18 protein-coding genes are annotated in these 17,468 nt (G+C 68.1%); 8 read left to right on the plus strand and 10 right to left on the minus strand.

From position 1 onward, the window contains the following. Nucleotides 1-48: 48 nt before the first annotated feature. The 4 genes from RS83_RS01695 (at nucleotide 49) to RS83_RS01710 (ending at nucleotide 4,860) form a co-directional block, all read left to right on the plus strand. Entirely contained in the window at nucleotides 49-1,308 is a 1,260-nt protein-coding gene (locus RS83_RS01695) for a class I SAM-dependent methyltransferase (protein ID WP_052678749.1), read from the plus strand. Between the two features lie 354 nt (nucleotides 1,309-1,662). Continuing rightward, nucleotides 1,663-2,985, plus strand: coding sequence for a quaternary amine ABC transporter ATP-binding protein (locus tag RS83_RS01700; protein ID WP_045277771.1), 1,323 nt, complete (start codon nucleotides 1,663-1,665; stop codon nucleotides 2,983-2,985). Continuing rightward, entirely contained in the window at nucleotides 2,985-3,938 is a 954-nt protein-coding gene (locus RS83_RS01705) for an ABC transporter permease (RefSeq protein WP_045277772.1), read from the plus strand. The genes RS83_RS01700 and RS83_RS01705 overlap by 1 nt, the downstream gene beginning before the upstream one ends. Further along, complete coding sequence (locus tag RS83_RS01710; protein WP_045277773.1) at nucleotides 3,931-4,860, plus strand: glycine betaine ABC transporter substrate-binding protein; 930 nt, start codon at nucleotides 3,931-3,933, stop codon at nucleotides 4,858-4,860. Before RS83_RS01705 ends, RS83_RS01710 begins: the two co-directional genes overlap by 8 nt. A gap of 79 nt (nucleotides 4,861-4,939) precedes the next feature. Here RS83_RS01710 and RS83_RS01715 read toward each other — a convergent pair whose 3' ends face one another. From RS83_RS01715 to RS83_RS01735, 5 genes are all read right to left on the minus strand, one after another. Further along, nucleotides 4,940-5,707 (minus strand): ABC transporter permease, encoded by a 768-nt coding sequence (locus RS83_RS01715; RefSeq protein ID WP_045277774.1) that lies wholly within the window; start codon nucleotides 5,705-5,707, stop codon nucleotides 4,940-4,942. After that, nucleotides 5,704-6,588 carry an ABC transporter ATP-binding protein gene (locus RS83_RS01720; protein WP_231587707.1) on the minus strand — a complete coding sequence of 295 codons (885 nt, stop codon included), beginning with the start codon at nucleotides 6,586-6,588 and terminating at the stop codon, nucleotides 5,704-5,706. Before RS83_RS01720 ends, RS83_RS01715 begins: the two co-directional genes overlap by 4 nt. Beyond that, nucleotides 6,585-6,956 (minus strand): DUF1048 domain-containing protein, encoded by a 372-nt coding sequence (locus RS83_RS01725; protein ID WP_045277775.1) that lies wholly within the window; start codon nucleotides 6,954-6,956, stop codon nucleotides 6,585-6,587. The genes RS83_RS01720 and RS83_RS01725 overlap by 4 nt, the downstream gene beginning before the upstream one ends. Before the next feature lie 2 nt (nucleotides 6,957-6,958). Next, on the minus strand, nucleotides 6,959-7,303 hold the full coding sequence (locus RS83_RS01730; RefSeq protein WP_045277776.1) for a PadR family transcriptional regulator: 345 nt from the start codon (nucleotides 7,301-7,303) through the stop codon (nucleotides 6,959-6,961). A gap of 151 nt (nucleotides 7,304-7,454) precedes the next feature. Beyond that, nucleotides 7,455-8,171 carry an SGNH/GDSL hydrolase family protein gene (locus RS83_RS01735; protein ID WP_045277777.1) on the minus strand — a complete coding sequence of 239 codons (717 nt, stop codon included), beginning with the start codon at nucleotides 8,169-8,171 and terminating at the stop codon, nucleotides 7,455-7,457. Between the two features lie 92 nt (nucleotides 8,172-8,263). Here RS83_RS01735 and RS83_RS01740 point away from each other — a divergent pair, with 92 nt between their 5' ends. After that, on the plus strand, nucleotides 8,264-8,797 hold the full coding sequence (locus RS83_RS01740; protein ID WP_045277778.1) for a hypothetical protein: 534 nt from the start codon (nucleotides 8,264-8,266) through the stop codon (nucleotides 8,795-8,797). A gap of 28 nt (nucleotides 8,798-8,825) precedes the next feature. On the opposite strand, the gene RS83_RS01745 is transcribed toward RS83_RS01740, so the two are convergent. From RS83_RS01745 to RS83_RS01765, 5 genes are all read right to left on the minus strand, one after another. Beyond that, a complete protein-coding gene (locus tag RS83_RS01745) occupies nucleotides 8,826-9,827 on the minus strand; it encodes a magnesium and cobalt transport protein CorA (RefSeq protein WP_045277779.1) in 1,002 nt (333 codons plus the stop codon). Between the two features lie 269 nt (nucleotides 9,828-10,096). Further along, nucleotides 10,097-10,891 carry an SDR family NAD(P)-dependent oxidoreductase gene (locus RS83_RS01750; protein ID WP_045277780.1) on the minus strand — a complete coding sequence of 265 codons (795 nt, stop codon included), beginning with the start codon at nucleotides 10,889-10,891 and terminating at the stop codon, nucleotides 10,097-10,099. Between the two features lie 65 nt (nucleotides 10,892-10,956). Then, nucleotides 10,957-11,985 carry a Gfo/Idh/MocA family protein gene (locus tag RS83_RS01755; protein WP_045277781.1) on the minus strand — a complete coding sequence of 343 codons (1,029 nt, stop codon included), beginning with the start codon at nucleotides 11,983-11,985 and terminating at the stop codon, nucleotides 10,957-10,959. Continuing rightward, the gene (locus tag RS83_RS01760) at nucleotides 11,982-12,986 is read right to left on the minus strand and encodes a Gfo/Idh/MocA family protein (RefSeq protein WP_045277782.1); all 1,005 of its coding nucleotides are present in this window, start codon (nucleotides 12,984-12,986) and stop codon (nucleotides 11,982-11,984) included. The genes RS83_RS01755 and RS83_RS01760 overlap by 4 nt, the downstream gene beginning before the upstream one ends. Then, nucleotides 12,983-14,155, minus strand: coding sequence for an ROK family transcriptional regulator (locus tag RS83_RS01765; RefSeq protein WP_045277783.1), 1,173 nt, complete (start codon nucleotides 14,153-14,155; stop codon nucleotides 12,983-12,985). Before RS83_RS01765 ends, RS83_RS01760 begins: the two co-directional genes overlap by 4 nt. Before the next feature lie 189 nt (nucleotides 14,156-14,344). Between RS83_RS01765 and RS83_RS01770 the strand changes: the two genes are divergently transcribed. The 3 genes from RS83_RS01770 to RS83_RS01780 all read left to right on the plus strand — a co-directional run bounded on the left by RS83_RS01770 (nucleotide 14,345) and on the right by RS83_RS01780 (nucleotide 17,461). Continuing rightward, nucleotides 14,345-15,586 carry an ABC transporter substrate-binding protein gene (locus RS83_RS01770; RefSeq protein ID WP_045277784.1) on the plus strand — a complete coding sequence of 414 codons (1,242 nt, stop codon included), beginning with the start codon at nucleotides 14,345-14,347 and terminating at the stop codon, nucleotides 15,584-15,586. A gap of 70 nt (nucleotides 15,587-15,656) precedes the next feature. Further along, a complete protein-coding gene (locus RS83_RS01775; protein WP_045277785.1) occupies nucleotides 15,657-16,562 on the plus strand; it encodes a carbohydrate ABC transporter permease in 906 nt (301 codons plus the stop codon). Continuing rightward, nucleotides 16,559-17,461, plus strand: a complete 903-nt coding sequence (locus tag RS83_RS01780; RefSeq protein ID WP_045277786.1) for a carbohydrate ABC transporter permease — start codon at nucleotides 16,559-16,561, stop codon at nucleotides 17,459-17,461. Before RS83_RS01775 ends, RS83_RS01780 begins: the two co-directional genes overlap by 4 nt. The last annotated feature ends 7 nt before the right edge of the window (nucleotides 17,462-17,468 follow it).

A 17,468-nucleotide genomic window follows, 5' to 3' on the forward strand; every position in this document is an offset into this window, starting at 1 on the left:
GAAAACGATGCATGCGAAATCCTTACGAGGCCCGCGTACAGTGGGCTGGTGCCGGAGTTCCCCTACAGTCGCCTGCGCCGCTGGCCCGACGTCGAGGCGGACAACCTGCAGGCGTACGACGCGACAGATCTGCTGCTCGTGGAGCGCGCGCTCGCGATCTCGACGGATGCTGGAATCACCGGCGCCGAGATCGCGGTGATCGGCGACGAGTACGGCGCCATCACGCTGGCGCTCATCGATGCAGGGCTGCGCGGCATCCGCGTGCATCAGGACCTTGCGACCGGACGACGGGCCCTCGCCCGCAACGCCGAAGAGCTCGGGCTCGACGGCTCCCACGCGCACGAGCTCGACACCGCGCTGCTCGACGGCGCGAGGCTCGTGCTGCTGCAGCTGCCGAAGTCGCTGGCAGAGCTCGAACAGATCGCGGATGCGGTCGCGCGATGGGCGGCGCCGGATGTGCAGCTCGTCGCCGGTGGCCGCGTCAAGCACATGACCCTGGCGCAGAACGAGGTGCTCGCCGGCCGCTTCGCGCACGTCCAGGCACAGCGTGCCGAACGGAAGTCGCGACTCATCGTGGCCGCCGAGCCGTCGCCGGTGCCGGACGAGCCGCCGTTCCCCGTGGTCGTGCAGCACGAGGGATTCACGCTCGCGGCCTTCGGCGGCGCCTTCGCCGGCGCCCGCATCGACATCGGTACGCGCGTGCTGCTCGACGTGCTCGGGAGCGGGGCCCTTCGACAGGCTCAGGGACCCAGGGCGGAGCGACCCGGTGGGGGGAGTGGGGCCCTTCGACAGGCTCAGGGACCCAGGTTGGCGGGACCCAGGGTGGAGGGACCCGGTTCGGAAGAGTGGGTCGCTGAGCCTGTCGAAGCGTCGCCGACCGTGGTCGACCTCGGCTGCGGCACCGGCGCGCTCGCCGTCTCGTTCGCGCTCGCGCACCCGACGGCCAGGGTCATCGCGACCGATCGCTCGGCGGCCGCCGTGGCATCCGCTCGGGCGACCGTGGCTGCGAACGGACTCACCGAACGCATCACGGTCACGCACGACGACGCAGCCTCCGAACTCGAGACCGCGAGCGCCGACGTGGTGCTGCTGAATCCGCCGTTCCACCTCGGAGCCAGCGTGCACACCGGCGCGGCGACCCGCCTGTTCGAGGCCGCGGCGCGGCTGCTCCGACCCGGCGGCGAGCTGTTCACGGTCTACAACTCCTCGCTCGGTTATCGAGCGGAACTCTCCAGGCTGATCGGAGCCACCGAACAGCTCCACCGCACCCCGAAATTCACGGTGACGCGGAGCATCCGTCGCGGCTGACGAGGGCCGTCATTGTCGCATCGAGGTGCATCGAAGACAATGATGAATCAGCTGGCAATCCCCCGGTCAGGCGACGATTCTCGACCATGTCCGCCGAACGGGATTTGCCCCTGACCGGCCATTTTGTTACGTTGGTCTGCGGGCCCGACGGCCCGAAGACCAGTCCGCGACCACGTCCTTCTTTCGATGAGCTGTGCTGCGAAGAGGCGTGGACGTACGGTCGATGCTCTATCGCGGCGGATCCGAAATCCGCCGCCCGTGCCGCCACAGCAGACATGTCGAACGGCCTTGAGAGCCTCACCCGGGCGTAACCGAAGCAGGCTCAGCCACCCGAAGGCGAGCCGCAGGGGAAACGTGTCCGAAATCGCACTTGAAGCGCGCAATCTGTACAAAGTGTTCGGGAAGAATCCGAACAACGCCGTCCGTCGACTGAAGGCCGGTGAGAGCAGAACAGACGTCACCGATTCCGGAACCGCTGCCGTCATCGACGCCAGTTTCACCGTGAACCGCGGCGAGATCTTCGTGATCATGGGGCTCTCCGGCTCCGGTAAATCCACCATCATCCGCATGCTCAACGGCCTGCACGACGCGACCGACGGGTCTGTCACCGTGAGCGGCGATCCGATCACCGGCATCCCGGCGTCGAGGCTCCGTGAGATCCGTCGCGATCGCATCTCGATGGTGTTCCAGCACTTCGCGCTGCTGCCGCACCGCACGGTCGCCGCGAACGTCGCCTACCCGCTCGAGCTGAAGGGCATCGGCAAGGCCGAGCGGCTCGCGAAGGCCGAGGAGATCCTGACGCTGGTCGGCCTCGAGGGCCAGGCTGACAAGCTGCCGTCGGAACTGTCCGGCGGCATGCAGCAGCGCGTCGGCATCGCCCGCGCGCTCGCAGCCGACAGCGACATCCTGCTCATGGACGAGGCGTTCAGTGCCCTCGACCCGCTGATCCGTCGCGAGATGCAGGAGCAGCTGCTCGAACTGCAGCAGAAGCTGCAGAAGACCATCGTCTTCATCACGCACGACCTCAACGAGGCCATGTTCCTCGGCGACCGCATCGCCGTCATGCGCGATGGCCGCATCGTGCAGATCGGCACGCCGGAGGACATCCTGATGGACCCGGCCAACGACTACGTCGAGCAGTTCGTGCAGGACGTCGACCGTGCCCGCGTGCTCACCGCAGCGAACGTCATGGAGCGCCCGCGCCCGGTCGTCGCCGAGACCGCCGGCCCCCGCACCGCGCTCCGTCAGATGCGCGACGCCTACATGTCGGCCACGTACGTGACCGGACGCGACCGCAAGCTGCTCGGCATCGTGACCGATCGCGACGCCGTCAAGCTGGTGCGCAACGGCACCTCGACGCTGCGTGACGTCATCAAGCCGGTGCCGCAGAGCGTGAGCGAGGACGAGGTCCTGATGAACCTGTTCGTGCCGTCGGTCGAGTCGCCGCTGCCGCTCGCCGTGACGGATGCCGACGGGCGCCTGACCGGCGTCATCCCTCGCGTCACGCTGCTCGCCGCCCTCGGCCCCGGCCCCGGCGCGACCGGTGAGCTGACGCTCCCGCTCCTGCCCATGCCGCAGGCCGAGATCGATGCCGTGCTCGATGACGGATGGACCGCCGATCCGCCCCCTGCGACAGGCTCAGGAACGCAGACTTCGACGATCGAGGAGGTGCGCTGATGGATGGTTTCCGCATTCCCATCGGCAGTTGGGTCGCGACCGGCGTCGACTGGATCAAGGCCAACCTCGACGGACTGCTCGACGTGGTCTCGTTCGTCGTCACCTTCCTCGTCGACGGACTCACGTCGCTGCTGCTGCTTCCGTACTTCTTCGTCGTGATCGCGATCGCGGCGCTCGTCGCCTGGGTCGTGCGCTCGTGGCAGCTCGCCCTCGGCACGATCGTGTCGTTCGCGCTGATCGTCGCGATGGGCCTCTGGGTTCCCGCGATGCAGACGCTCGCGCTCGTGCTCGTCGCAGCCGTGATCGCGGTGCTGATCGCCGTGCCGCTCGGCATCTGGTCGGCGCGCAACGCCACCGTCCGTGCCGTGCTGAAGCCCGTGCTCGACTTCATGCAGACCATGCCGGCCTTCGTCTACCTGATCCCGGCGATCGTGTTCTTCAGCATCGGCGTGGTCCCCGGCCTGGTCGCCACGGTCATCTTCGCGCTGCCTCCCGGCGTGCGACTGACCGAGCTCGGCATCCGCGGTGTGGACTCCGAGACCGTCGAGGCCGGTCAGGCGTTCGGTGCGAAGCCGGGGCAGATCCTGCGCGGCATCCAGCTTCCGCTCGCGATGCCGACGATCCTCGCCGGCATCAACCAGGTCATCATGCTCGCGCTGTCGATGGCGGTCATCGCCGGAATGGCGGGAGCGGACGGACTCGGGAAGATGGTCGTCGAGGCGATCTCCACCGTCAACATCGCTAAGGGCGTGGAGGCGGGACTCGGCGTCGTGCTGATCGCCGTCTTCCTCGATCGTGTCACCGCTGCCCTCGGCACGCTGGGGCAGAACCGCGCATCCCTGCTCGGTGTGCTCAGCCGCCGCACGGCGCAGCGCAACGCGGCCGCCGCGACCGCGGCATCCGCCACGGCCACCGAGACGCCCGTCGAAGAGAAGGAGCTCCAGAATGCGTAATCGCACGCTCACATCCATCGCGGCCATCGGCGCCGTGGGAATCCTCGCTCTCTCCGGCTGCGCGAGCGACGGTGCCGGCGGCACCATCGAACTCGGCGGAGGCGGCGGCAACAGCGGTGGCGGAGGCGACAAGGGCACGATCACCCTCGGGTTCCTGCCGTCGTGGACCGACGGTCTCAGCACCGCGTACCTGCTGCAGGACCAGCTCGAGAAGATCGGCTACACGGTCGAGATGAAGACGCTCACCGAGGCCGGCCCGCTCTACACGGGGCTCGCGCAGGGTGATGTCGACGTGTTCCCGTCGGCGTGGCCCGAGGTCACGCACGCCGAGTACATGAAGACCTACGGCGAGTCGATCGAAGACCTCGGCACGTACTACGACAACGCGCGCCTGACGCTCGCGGTGCCGGAGTATTCCGAGCTCGACTCGATCGAGGACCTCGCAGGCAAGGGGTCCGAGTTCGACGGGAAGATCTACGGCATCGAGCCCGGTGCAGGTCTGACGGCTCAGACGCAGAAGATGCTGCCCGAGTACGGGCTCGACGGCGAGTACCAGCTCGTCACGTCATCGACCGCCGCGATGCTCACCGAGCTCGGGTCGGCGACCGACAAGCAGGACGACATCGTCGTCACGCTGTGGCGGCCGTTCTGGGCGAACGACGCCTTCCCGGTGAAGGACCTCGAAGACCCCAAGGGTGCGATGGGTGAGGCCGAAGGGCTGCACTTCCTCGGCACCAAGGGGTTCGCTGCGGAGTTCCCCGAGGCAGCGGCGCTGATCGAGCAGATCGCGCTGGACGACGAGCAGTACGGTGCGCTCGAAGACCTGGTCGTGAACGAGTACGGCGAGGGCAAGGAAGCGGATGCCGTCGACGCCTGGCTCGAGGAGTACGGCGACCAGTTCGACTGGGTCGTCGCCAGCTGAGACTCGGGAGGAGTTCTCCGCGTCGGGAGGAACACCTGCGCGGAGGGCTCCTCCCGAGCGGCTGAAGTCCGCCCGACGGTCACCTGACCTTCTTCCGGTACGAGATGGTGGCGGCCGCGAAGGCGACCACGAGGATGCCGACGCACCAGGCGAGGGCGACCCAGATGTCGGTGCCGACGGGCTTCCCGGCGAAGAGCGCCTGGATCGTGTTCACGATCGAGGTGACCGGCTGGTTGTCGGCGAACCACCGCACCGGACCGGGCATCGTGTCGGTGGGCACGAATGCCGAGCTGATGAACGGCAGGAAGATCAGCGGGTACGAGAACGCGCTCGCGCCGTCGATCGTCTTCGCGTTCAAGCCGGCGATGATCGCCAGCCAGGTGAGTGCCAGGGTGAACAGCATCAGGATGCCGATCACGGCGAGCCAGGCCCAGACGCTTGCCCCGGTGCGGAACCCCATCAGGAATCCGACCCCGAAGATGATCGCCAGGGTGATCGCGTTCGCGGTCAGGGACGTGAGCACGTGGGCCCACAGCACGCTCGACCGTGCGATCGGCATGGAGTGGAATCGTTCGAAGATGCCGCTCTGCATGTCGGTGAACAGTCGGAACGCCGTGTAGGCGATCCCGGAGGCGATCGCGATGAGCAGGATGCCCGGAAGCAGGTAGTTCACGTAGTTCTCGGCGCCGGTGCTCTGTCGGAGCGCGCCGCCGAAGACGTACACGAACAGGAGCATCAGCGCGATCGGAGTGACCGCCGTGGTGATGATCGTGTCCGGACTGCGGAAGATGTGCCGCATGGAGCGGCCGGTGAGCGTCGCCGTGTCGGCGGCGAAGTGCGTGGTCATGCGGATGCCTCCTCTGTGGGGGACGCTTCGACAGGCTCAGCGACCCAGTTCTGAGGCTCAGCGACCCAGTTCTGAGGCTCAGCGACCCAATTCTGGGGCTCAGCGACCCGGTCCTGGGGCCCTGAGCCTGTCGAAGGGCCGATCAGGGTGAGGAAGATCTCCTGGAGGGTGGGCCGCTTCTCGACGTACTCGACCTTCGCCGCGGGAAGCAGGCGCGTGAGGCCGGCGAGCGTGTCGTTCGCGATGATGCGGCCCTCGTGCAGGATCGCGATGCGGTCGGCCAGGTGCTCGGCCTCGTCGAGGTACTGGGTGGTGAGCAGCACGGTGGTGCCGGTGTCCGCGAGCTCCTTGACCACGTCCCACACCTCGATGCGGGCTTCGGGGTCGAGGCCGGTGGTCGGCTCGTCGAGGTAGATGACCTCTGGATGCCCGACCAGGCTCATCGCGATGTCGAGTCGGCGACGCATGCCGCCGGAGTAGGTGCCGACCTTGCGTGCGCCGGCATCCGTGAGGCGGAAGGTCGCCAGCAGCTCGTCGGCGACCGTTCCGGGATCGGGCAGGTGACGCAGCTTCGCGACCAGCACCAGGTTCTCGCGTCCGGTGAGGATCTCGTCGACCGCGGCGAACTGCCCGGTGAGGCTGATGCGCTCGCGCACGCCGACCGGGTCGGTGGCGACGTCGACGCCCTGCACGGTCGCCGTCCCGGCATCCGACTGCAGCAGCGTGGAGAGGATGCGCACCATCGTGGTCTTGCCGGCGCCGTTCGAGCCGAGGAGGGCGAAGATGCTGCCCTTCTCGACCTCGAAGTCGACGCCGCGCAGCACGTGCAGGTCTGCGTACGACTTCTCGATGCCGCGCACCGAGATGGCTGCATCCGTCATGATTCCTCCTCCTTCTTCTTCGCGTCGTCGAACGCCTTGATGAGGCGCGTGCGCTCCTTGTCGATCCACTGGCGTCCGCCGTAGGCCGCCGCGTAGTTCTCGGCGAACTCGACGGGGTCGTCGCCGACGATGGCGCTGACCGGGGTGCCGTCGAGCGCGGCGCGCTCCCACAGGTCGGCGATGTCGATGAACATCTGCACGATGATGTCGCCGTCGGTGACGCCGCCGTAGTACATGTTGTAGCGCTGCTGGGCCTTCGCGACCTCGCGGTAGGGCTCCGGGAGTGCGTTGATGCGCGCCTGGGCCTGCTTGTACTGCTTCTTCTCCTCGAGCGATCCGGTGAGCGCTTCGATCCACTTCGCGGCCATGATCAGTTCTCCTTGTTGTCTGTGTTGGTCTGCTTCAGCTGTGCGATGTGCTGCGCGAGGAAGTCCCAGGTCTTCCAGAACTCCTCGAGCTCCTGCTGGCCCTGTGTGTTGAGGGTGTACACCTTGCGGGGCGGACCCTTCTCGCTCGGCACCTTCTCGACGTCGACGAGGTGTTTCTGCTCGATGCGCACGAGCAGTGCGTAGATCGTGCCCTCGGCGATGTCGGTGAATCCGTGGTCGCGGATCCGCGTGGTGATCTCGTACCCGTATGCCGGCTGCTCGGCGAGGAGGGCCAGGACGATGCCCTCCAGAGTGCCCTTGAGCATCTCGGTCATCTGCTTGCCCATGGGTGCTCCCTTCATCTCTCGGTACTCAGTGATGCTGGGTACCGGTACAAAGTAACACTGAGTACCGGTACTTGGCAACACTGAGTACCGGTGATGCTCAGGCGCGCCGGACGGCGGCATCCCCGATGGTCGGGGAAGGTCTGCGCCGCGGTCAGGCGCTGGCGACGAGGCCTTCCAGCAGGGCGAAGGTGCGCGCTCGGGGGCCTTCGGGGCGGATGCCGAGGCCGCGGGCGAGTTCGAGCGCCAGCGCCGCGTGACCTGCCGTGTTCGGGTGGAACGGGTCGTTCATGAGTCCCCACGGCACCGCGCCGGCTCCGAGCTCCGCGAATCGCGCGTACTGGTCGATGAGGATCACGTCCTCGCTGTCGGCGACTTCGCGCACCGCTTCGGCGAACTCCCCGATGCGTGCGCGTTCCGGGGCGTTGCGAATGTCGATCGCTGGCGGCGTCTGCAGGACCGGGACGGCGCCGAGCTCACGGACACGGGCGACGAAGTCACGCAGAGAGAACGCGTAGTCGGCCGCCGTGATGACCTCGCGCGGGCCGCCGTCCGACGCATCGTTCGTGCCGATCATCAGGGTCACGACATCGGGCCGCCACGACGCGACGCGGCGGTCCCAGTCGTCGAGGAGGTCGACGATGCGGTTGCCGCTGATCGCGGTGTTGAGCACGACGTCGCGTACCCGCTCCAGTTCGCCGCGGATCAACTCGTGCAGGTGCTCCGGATAGCTTCGTCCGCCCTGCGTGTGCACCAGTCCGTGCGTGATCGAGTCGCCCGTGATCACCCAGTTCAGCGGTGCCGGCGCCACGAGGGCTTCGGCGATGCGACGGAGATCGGATGCGGTGCGGGAGGAATCGGCGTTCGACACGGCTCCGAGCCTATCGGCCGGCCGGCGACGGCGACCCGTGCGCCACCGGCGATGATCGCCCGGTCGCGCGGAAGATGCGAAAGACTGGGGGTATGACTTCGCCTGCGCTCGACACACTCCTGGCCCGCATCGTCGAGAGCGGACTGCTCGAGGATCCGGTCGCCGAGAACGGCCTGGTCTACGGGCGTGCGATCATCGATGCCGCCGGCACCGCGGTGAACGTCAACGTCGACCCGGAGCTCGACGACGACGATCAGGGCGACGACGTGGATCATGAGGTGCTGATCGCGGCGATCGCCCGCATCCTCTCGGTCGGCGAGTCCCGGTGGCGAGGCGTGATCGACGAGATCGTCGACGACATCGAGGATGCCGTCGACGACGAGCCCGTCATCGAGCAGGTCGATCTGCGTGACGACCTCGAAGCCGCATCGGTCGTCGTGTTCGCCGATGCGATGCTGCTCGCGTTCCTCGCCCCGAAGCAGTTCCCCGACTCGCGCATCCTCGTGCAGCTGAACGACGACCTCGAGGTCGAGGGCGTCGAGGTGCGCGAGCTCGACGGCACGGCGACGATCGACTTCGACACGCTCGACGAGCTGCTCGACGAGATCAGCCGGTCCGACAGCTGACGGCGGCGATCCCGCGGGACTCAGGCGATCAGAGCCACTTCTTGTACTTGAAGACGCCGAACAGCCCGACCGCGAACACGGCCATCGCGCCGATCGCCATCGGGTACCCGAACGCCCAGTGCAGCTCAGGCATCACCTCGAAGTTCATGCCGTAGACCGTGCCGACCAGCGTCGGTGCGAAGATGATCGCCGCCCACGAGGAGATCTTCTTGATCTCGTCGTTCTGCGCGAGCCCGGCCTCAGTCTGCCGTCTCGCGACGAGCGCCGAGTGCACGGTCAGCGCGTTCTCGAGGATCGCCCTGAACGAGTCGACCCGCTCGTTCACGCGGATCACGTGGTCGAGCACGTCACGCAGCGACCGCTGCAGCTCCTCGTCGATGCGGTACTTGTCTGAGCCGCGGCGCAGCCAGCCCAGCATCCCGGCGAGCGGATGCACCGCCCGCTGGAAGTTGATGACCTCACGCGACAGCTCGTAGATGCGGCGGGAGAGGGCATCGTCGTCGCTGTCGCCGAACAGCTGATCCTCGATCTCGTCGATGTCGTTCAGGAGCCCAGCCACGATCGGCTCGTACTCGTCGACGACCTCGTCGAGAATCGCGTAGAGCACCGCCTCCGGACCCATCGCGAGCAGTTCGGGGTTCGCCTCCATGCGGCGGCGCACGGCGGCCAGGTTCGGCGACTCGGCGTGCCGGATCGTCACGACGAAGTCCGGACCGATGAACAGGTGCAGCTCGCCGAACTCGATCGACTCCTGCTCGTCGCGGTACCGCGCGGGACGCAGGACGGCGAAGAGCGTGTCGCCGTAGCGCTCGACCTTCGACCGCTGGTGGCCGGAGAGCGCGTCTTCGACAGCCAGCGGATGCAGGTCGAACTCCCGTGCGACCGACTGGACCTCCTGGTCGCTCGGCCGGTACAGGCCGATCCAGGCGATCCCGCCGTGCGCACCGAGGGTGCGCGAGGTCTCGTCGAGGTTCTTCAGGGTCTCGACGCGACGTCCGTGGACGTACACGCCGTTGTCGATGAGGGCCATGATGTGGCTCCGTTCTCGCAGGCGCACGCCGGGATCAGGCCGGGTGCGCAGAAATCGTCAAGGGGCGGATGACGCCACCGACGGCTGCAGAGAACGACGTGCGAACGCGGAGATGAAGCTCAACGCGAGTGTGCACGGAGTCGCGACGCAGCCGAGGCGACGTCGTAACTATCACCGGACATCGCCATCACCGCCTTTCGGGACTCTGCTCGGGCCGGACGGCCCGAGGTGCCATGTTACTCCTCCTGCAGGGCTGCGCGTGCCGGGCGCTACGGCACGATCGAGTCGATGTATCCGCCGTCGACGCGCACAGCTGCGCCGGTCGTCGCCGAGGCCAGCGGCGAGGACAGGTAGGCGACCATGTTCGCGATCTCCTCGGGCTCGATGAGCCGCTGCAGCAGCGACTGCGGGCGGTGCAGCCTCATGAACTCCCGCTGCGCCTCGTCCCAGGGCAGGCTCCGGTCGACGAGCTCGTACACGAAGTCCTCGACGCCGCCGGTGTGCGTCGGGCCGGCGAGCACCGAGTTGACCGTGACCCCGGTGCCGGCCGCATCCTTCGCGAAGCCGCGCGAGACGGCGAGCAGCGCGGTCTTCGACATGCCGTAGTGGATCATCTCGGCCGGGATCACGACGGCCGAGTCGCTCGCGATGTTCAGCACCCGGCCCCAGCCGCGCTCCTTCATGCCCGGCAGCGCCGAGCGGATCAGCCGCACCGCTGCGAGCACGTTCACGTCGAAGTAGCGGCGCCAGTCGTCGTCGGTGATGTCGAGGGCGGGCATCGCGCCGAAGATGCCGAGGTTGTTCACCAGGATGTCGATGTCACCGGTCGCTGCCAGCACGGCATCCGCGCCGGCGACGTCGGTGACGTCTCCGGGGGCGGCGACCAGGTCGCGGTCGGCGTGCTCCTCGCGCAGGGCGGCGATGACGGATGCGACGGTGTCGCCTGCGCGGCCGTTGACGGCGACGCGGGCGCCGGCATCGGCCAGTGTGGTCGCGATCGCGAGTCCGATCCCCTGCGTCGAGCCCGTGACGAGTGCGGTCCTGCCGGTGAGCTCGATGAGCATGGTGTTCCCTCCGTGGATGGCTGCTCCACGCTACAACCGAGCGCGGCCCGCATCCATGCCCGAGGTCAGGCGTCGAGGGCGACGACCTCGCCACCACGGGAGGCGGAGGCCTGCGCGGCCTTCACGATCTCGACCGTGCGGATGCCGACGCCGGCATCCGGCTGCGGCTGGCGCCCATCGCGCACGGCGGTGACGAACTCCTCGAGCAGCAGCCCGTCGAGGTCCGCCCCGACCGGCGCCCATGTCTCGCCGTGCGCATCGTGCCCGGCGACCCCCGTCGCGAACGGGCTGACGGTGAGCGTTCCGCGCTCAGCGACGATCTGCAGCGTGAGGCCGCCCCAGGTCGGCGAGCTGAGCGGCCAGCTCCACGAGCAGTCGATCGTCGCGATCACACCGCTCGGGTACCGGATCGTGACGAGTCCGCCGGTCTCGACCGCGAGGTCGCGCTGCGCGTGCAGGATGCCGTTCGACACCGCCCGCACGGACTCCGCCCGTTCGCCCAGCAGCTCGTCGAGCAGATCGGCGCAGTGCACCACGTGGTCGACGAGTGCACCGCCGCCCGCGAGCTCCGGATCGGTGAACCACGCCCGGTCCTGCGGCAGCGTGCCGTTGTTGATGCCGGTGACGCCGAGCACCCGCCCGAGTCGACCGCTGCGCAGCTCCCCGATGGCGTCGCGCACTGCCGGGGCGAAGCGCACCGGATACGCGACCATCAGGATCACGCCAGCCCGGTCGCAGGCCTCGCGCATCGCGACCGCGTCGGCGACGGTGGTCGCGAGCGGCTTCTCGCACAGCACATGCACGCCCTCGGCTGCCGCGCGCTCGACGAGGGCGCGGTGCTGCGAGTTCTCGGCGGCGATCACGACGGCATCCGGCTTCCAGGCGAAGGCCTCGTCGTAGGAGTCGACGTATTCGACGCCGAGCTGAGCGGCGAGCTCCGCGCCGCGGGGCGCATCGTCCGGCGCGCTCGCACCGTCGGGATCGGTGGCGATGAGCACCACCCCAGGCATGGATGACAGCGCGTGCACGTAGCTCAGCGCGTGCGTGTGGGCGAAGGACAGCACGGCGATCCGCAGCGGGGCGGGAGCGGTCATCGACGGGCCTCCTCGGCCTGGGGTGCGGGAAGGGAGATCGCTGCGCCGGCCGCGATCGAGGCATAGGCGGCTTCGGCGACCGCGACGGCCTCGATGCCGTCGGCCGGAGACACCAGCGCGTCGCGATGCTCGGCGATGGCCTCGACGAAGTCGGCGATCTCGGCGTAGTACGGGCTCTCCTGCGGCGACATCGGCGGCAGATAGTCGGCGTCGCCGCTGTCGGCCACCGAATCGGTGCGCAGAGTGTGGTCCTCGGCGCTGTCGTAGCGGAGGCGGCCTTCGGTGCCCGCGACCTCCACGCTCGTGCGGAACGGCATGCCGGGCGCAACCCAGCTGCCGTGGATGTGACTGATCACGCCGCTGCGGTGCGTGAGCACGACGTGCGAGGTGACGGGAGCCGGCACCCGGTCGTCGACGGTCGGCGGGTTCTGCACCGCGTAGACCGAGGCGACGGGACCTGCGAACCAGATCGCCTGGTCGATGTCATGGATCATCAGATCGCGGATGACGCCGCCGCCGGCCCGTTCCGAGAAGAACCAGGGCGTCTGCGGCGCGGAGCCCGCCCGGCTGAACCGCTGCACGGCGACCGTGCCGATGCGGCCGGCCTCGATGCCCTCCTTGATGCGGCGGTACTCGCCCATGTAGCGGACGACGTGCGCAGGGAACAGCCGGACCCCGGCATCCGCCGCTGCCCGTGCCACGCTCGCCGCGATCTCGGCGATCGGGGCGAGGGGCTTCTCGCAGATGACGTCCTTGCCGCGGGCGATCGCGCGGAGGGCGAAGTCGGCGTGCGTGCTGCTGGGCGTCACGATGTCGATGATGTCGACGAGTTCGACGAGCGCATCGACATCGTCGACCACCGTGAAGCCGTACTCCTCGGCGATCTCCTCCGCGCCGACGAGCGAGGTCACGTAGCCGACGGCGCCGAGGGCGCGCCAGGCATCGGCGTGCACGCGGGAGATCCCGCCGGCGCCGATCAGTCCGACGGTCAACGTGCTCACTGGTGCTCCTCGGTGGGGTCGATGGGGGTCACGGACTCGTGGGCGAGCGGGGTGATCGGCGGCACCGGCATGTCGTCGATCCGGTAGATCCGGTCGGCGTGCCGCTGGAAGGCGTGCACGAGCGCGCCGTGCGCCGCGGCCTCTGCGCCGAGTCGTGCTTCGGCGAGCGGCACCTGGAACGGCAGCCCGAGGTGGTGGGGGAGCGCAGCCCGCAGCGGATCGAGCAGCTGTTCGTGCGCCGCCGACAGCCCACCGCCGATCACGATCATGGCCGGGTCGACCGTCATGATCAGGGTCGCGATGCCGTGCGCCAGCTCATCGATGAAGGCGTCGAGCTCGGCCTGAGCATCCGCATCCCCTGCGCGTGCCGCACCGAACACCTCGGCGGCCGTTGCGGCCGTGCGCCAGCTGATCTGACCGGTCTCGGTGTCGAGCCCGCGGAACGCGAGGCGACCGATGTCGCCCGCGGCGTTGTGGATGCCGCGGCGAGGGCGCCCGCCGAGGATCAGGCCCATCGCGATGCGGTTGCCGACCGAGAGATAGATCACGTCGTCGACGAGCTGCGCGACGCCGAGATGATGCTCGGCCACCGCTGCCAGGCGCACGCCGTTGTCGACGGCCACCGGGCATCCGAACGCGTGCCGCAGCTGCGACCCGATGTCGATGCCGGACCACTCCGGGATCACGACCGAGGTGGTGACGCGGCCGGAGTCGTCGACGATGCCGGGCAGGGAGACGCCGATCGCCCTGACCTGCGAGGAGGGGATCGACGAAGCGGAAAGGGAGCGGCGGATGTCGTCGATCACCGCGGTGAGCTTGGCGGCGCCGCCGTCGTGGGCGGCGACGCCCTGGTAGCTGTGCTGCGCGATGACGTGGCCGGCGAGGTCGGCGAGCACGACGCGCACGCTCGCGACGCCGATGTCGACGCCGACGATGGTTCCGGCCGCGGCGTGGAAGGCGTAGCGGCGGGCGGGGCGCCCTGCCCCGCCGGCGTTCCTGGCAGGGGCGTCGATGATGGTGCCGGCGTCGCTCAGCGCGGTGACCGCGGTCTCGACCGAGGTGCGCGAGAGCTCGAGCGAGCGGGACAGCTCATTCACCGTCGCCGGGCCCACGTCACGGAGCTGCAGTGCCGATCGGGCCACGATCGACAGCGGGTTCGACACGACCATGTGCGGTCCCTCCTTCTACGCCGTCGCTGGGTGCGATCAAAATAGCACACCGCATTTTCGAATCAAATGGTTTGGTTTTCACCCTGGAAACAAAACTGTAACAACAACGTGAGAACTTGCCCTTGACGAATTATCACACGGGAGTGTCATAATAAATCAACTCAAGCACGGCACAAGCAAAGGAGCACCATGCGCGTCAGCAAGATCACCGGCATCGCCGCGGGCATCGCGGCCGCCACCCTGTTGGCCGGATGTTCGGCCGGCGGCGGCAGCGCCTCCGCAGGAACGCAGGACATCACAGTGTGGCTGTACCCCGTCATCGCCGATGAGACGATGCACAAGGACTTCTGGGACACGACGATCGCCGCGTTCGAGAAGGAGAACACCGACGTCAACGTCAAGTACGAGATCTTCCCGTGGGCGAACCGCGACGAGGCGTTGCAGACCGCGATCGCGGCCGGCAAGGGACCCGACCTCGTCTACCTCGTGCCCGACCAGCTCGCGGCGTACCAGAAGTCGATCCTCCCGCTCAACGATCTGCTGAGCGAGGAGCGACAGGGCGACCTGCTCCCCAACGTCAAGACCTCGGTCACGATCGACGGCGACATCCTCGGCGCCCCCGTGCTGACGAGCGCCCAGCCCCTCATCTGCAATGCCGCGGCGTTCGAGGCGGCAGGCGTCACCGAGTACCCGAAGACGTGGGACGACATCATCGAGATGGCCCCGAAGTTCACCGAGAAGGGCATGTACGCCCTGAACTACCCGGCATCCGCCGAGAACACCCTCAATCTCACCTACTACCCGCTGCTGTGGCAGGCGGGCGGCGAGGTCTTCACGAAGGACGGCGACGTCGGCTTCGACAGCAAAGCCGGCGAGCAGGCGCTCACCTTCATCACCGACCTTGCGGAGTCGGGTGCGCTCGACCCCGAGGCGCTCACGACGAACGTGCCGCTCGAGCAGACCGCGATCGCGCAGGGCAAGGTCGCGTGCACGTGGAACAACGGCGTCACCGAGGTCGCTCCGTTCTGGGGCGAGGAGAACGTCAAGGTGCTCGCACCGCTGACCGACAAGGAGACCGTCGCCTACGGCACGGTCGGCTCGCTCTCGGTGCTCAAGGGCTCGAAGGCTCCTGAGGCCGCTGCGGCGTTCGCGGAGTACGCCACCGGCGCAGACGTGATCGAGCCCTACCTCAAGGCAGCCGGCTACTTCTCGGCGCTGAGCACCACCGAGCCGCTCTACGCCGACGACGCGCTGCTCGGCGAGGTCGAGAAGTATGTGCCGGACACCACGGTCGGCGAGCTCAACGCGAGCTCGCGTGCACTGATGGGTGTGCTGGCGCCGGAGATCCAGGCGGCGCTGCTCGGCCAGAAGGCTCCGGCAGATGCGCTGAAGGATGCCGCGGCTGCCGCGGCGCCGATCCTCAAGAAGTAAGCAGCACCGGGGGCGTGCGGAACGCACCGCACGCCCCCGTCCCTCCATCCCCCCTGTGAGGTTTCGACTGATGACGACCGCAACCACGGCGAAGAAGCCGACAGGACCGGTGACCAGGGTGCTCGCCAGACGGGAAGCCCGAGTGGCCTTCCTGTTCGTGCTCCCCGCCTTCCTCCTCTTCATCGGCTTCCGCTTCGGCCCGAGCATCGTCGGCGTCGCGCTGAGCCTGTTCGACTACGACATCACCGGCGAGATCGCCTGGCGCGGGCTCGACCACTTCCAGCGACTCGTCGCCGATCCGCTGTTCTGGCGGGCGATGGGCACCACGCTGCTGTTCACGGTCTTCGCCGTGCCGATCTCGCTCCTCCTGTCGACCGTGATGGCCCTCGGCGTCCGCCGGGCGTTCCGCGGTGCCCGCTTCTTCCGCTCGATCTTCTTCCTCCCGGTGATCACCTCGCTGGTGCTCGCCGGCTCGATCTTCGTCTGGATCTTCTCCAGCAACGGCCCGTGGTCCGCCCTGATGGCACCGCTGGGTCTCGGCGGATCCTGGCTCGGCAGCACGATCCTCGTCATCCCGGCGATCATCGTCGTCGGCGTCTGGTCGCGCTTCGGCTACGGCATGATGATCCTGATCGCGGCCCTGCAGGACGTCCCTCGCGAGCTCGAGGAGGCCGCGCTGGTCGACGGCGCGAACGCCTGGCAGCGGTTCCGCTGGATCATCCTGCCGTACCTGCGCCCGACGTTCTTCTTCCTCGCGGTGATCGAGACGACCGCGGCCTTCCAGGTCTTCGACGTCATCTACGTCATGACGCAGGGCGGGCCGGCGAACGCCAGCTACTCGCTCGTCTACCTGCTGTACGACCAGGGCTTCCGCTACTTCGACTACGGCTACGCCGCCGCGGTCGGTGTCGCGCTGTTCATCATGACCCTGGTCGTCGCCCTCATCCAGCGCCTTGTGATCGGAAAGCAAAAATGACCGCCCTCCTGCAGCCGCCGTCCGCGACGAAGACGCCGCCGACTCCCGCGTCGAGGAAGCGCCGCTCCTTCCGCGCGCTCGAGCCGACCGGCTGGGGCATCGTCGGACGCTGGATCTGGCTGAGCCTCGCCGGCATCCTCAGCTTCTTCCCCTTCTACGCGATGGTCGTGCTGAGCCTGAAGCCGGGCAAGGTCGTCGAGCTCCCCGGCTCGCTGCTGCCCTGGACCGACATCTCCTTCGACGCCTACGAGCAGGTGCTCGCAGGCCAGAACATCCTCGGCTGGCTCGGCAACACGCTGATCTACTCGCTCGTCTCGGTCGTGGCGGTGCTGTTCCTCTCGGCGCTCGCCGGCTACGCCTTCGCGAAGAAGCGCTTCCGCGGCAAGGAGGTGATGTTCTGGTCGTTCCTGGCGATGGTCATGGTGCCGTTCCACGTCACCCTCATCCCGACGTTCATCCTGATGGCGAACCTCGGCGGCGTCGACACCTACTGGGGGCTGATCCTGCCCTCGCTCGCGAACGCACAGGCGGTGTTCCTGATGCGCCAGTTCATCCAGGGCCTGCCGGACGAGCTGTTCGAGGCCGCGCGCATCGACGGCGCAGGGGAGTTCCGCATCTTCCTGCGGATCGTGCTGCCGCTGTGCAAGCCGATCCTCGCGACGCTCGGCATCTTCGTCTTCCTGTGGCACTGGAACGACTTCCTGTGGCCGCTCATCATCGCGAAGTCCAACTCGATGTTCACACTCACGGTCGGCATCTCGTCGCTGCAGCAGCAGAACGTGCCGCTGAGCACCATGCTCGCCGGCTCCGTGGTCGCACTGCTGCCCATCTTCCTCGCGTACCTGATCGCTCAGCGGTACGTGCAGGAAGGCGTCGCCGGCACCGGGATCAAAGGCTGAGAAGAAG

Source organism: Microbacterium oxydans, assembly GCF_000956525.1.
GTDB lineage: Bacteria > Actinomycetota > Actinomycetes > Actinomycetales > Microbacteriaceae > Microbacterium > Microbacterium oxydans_A.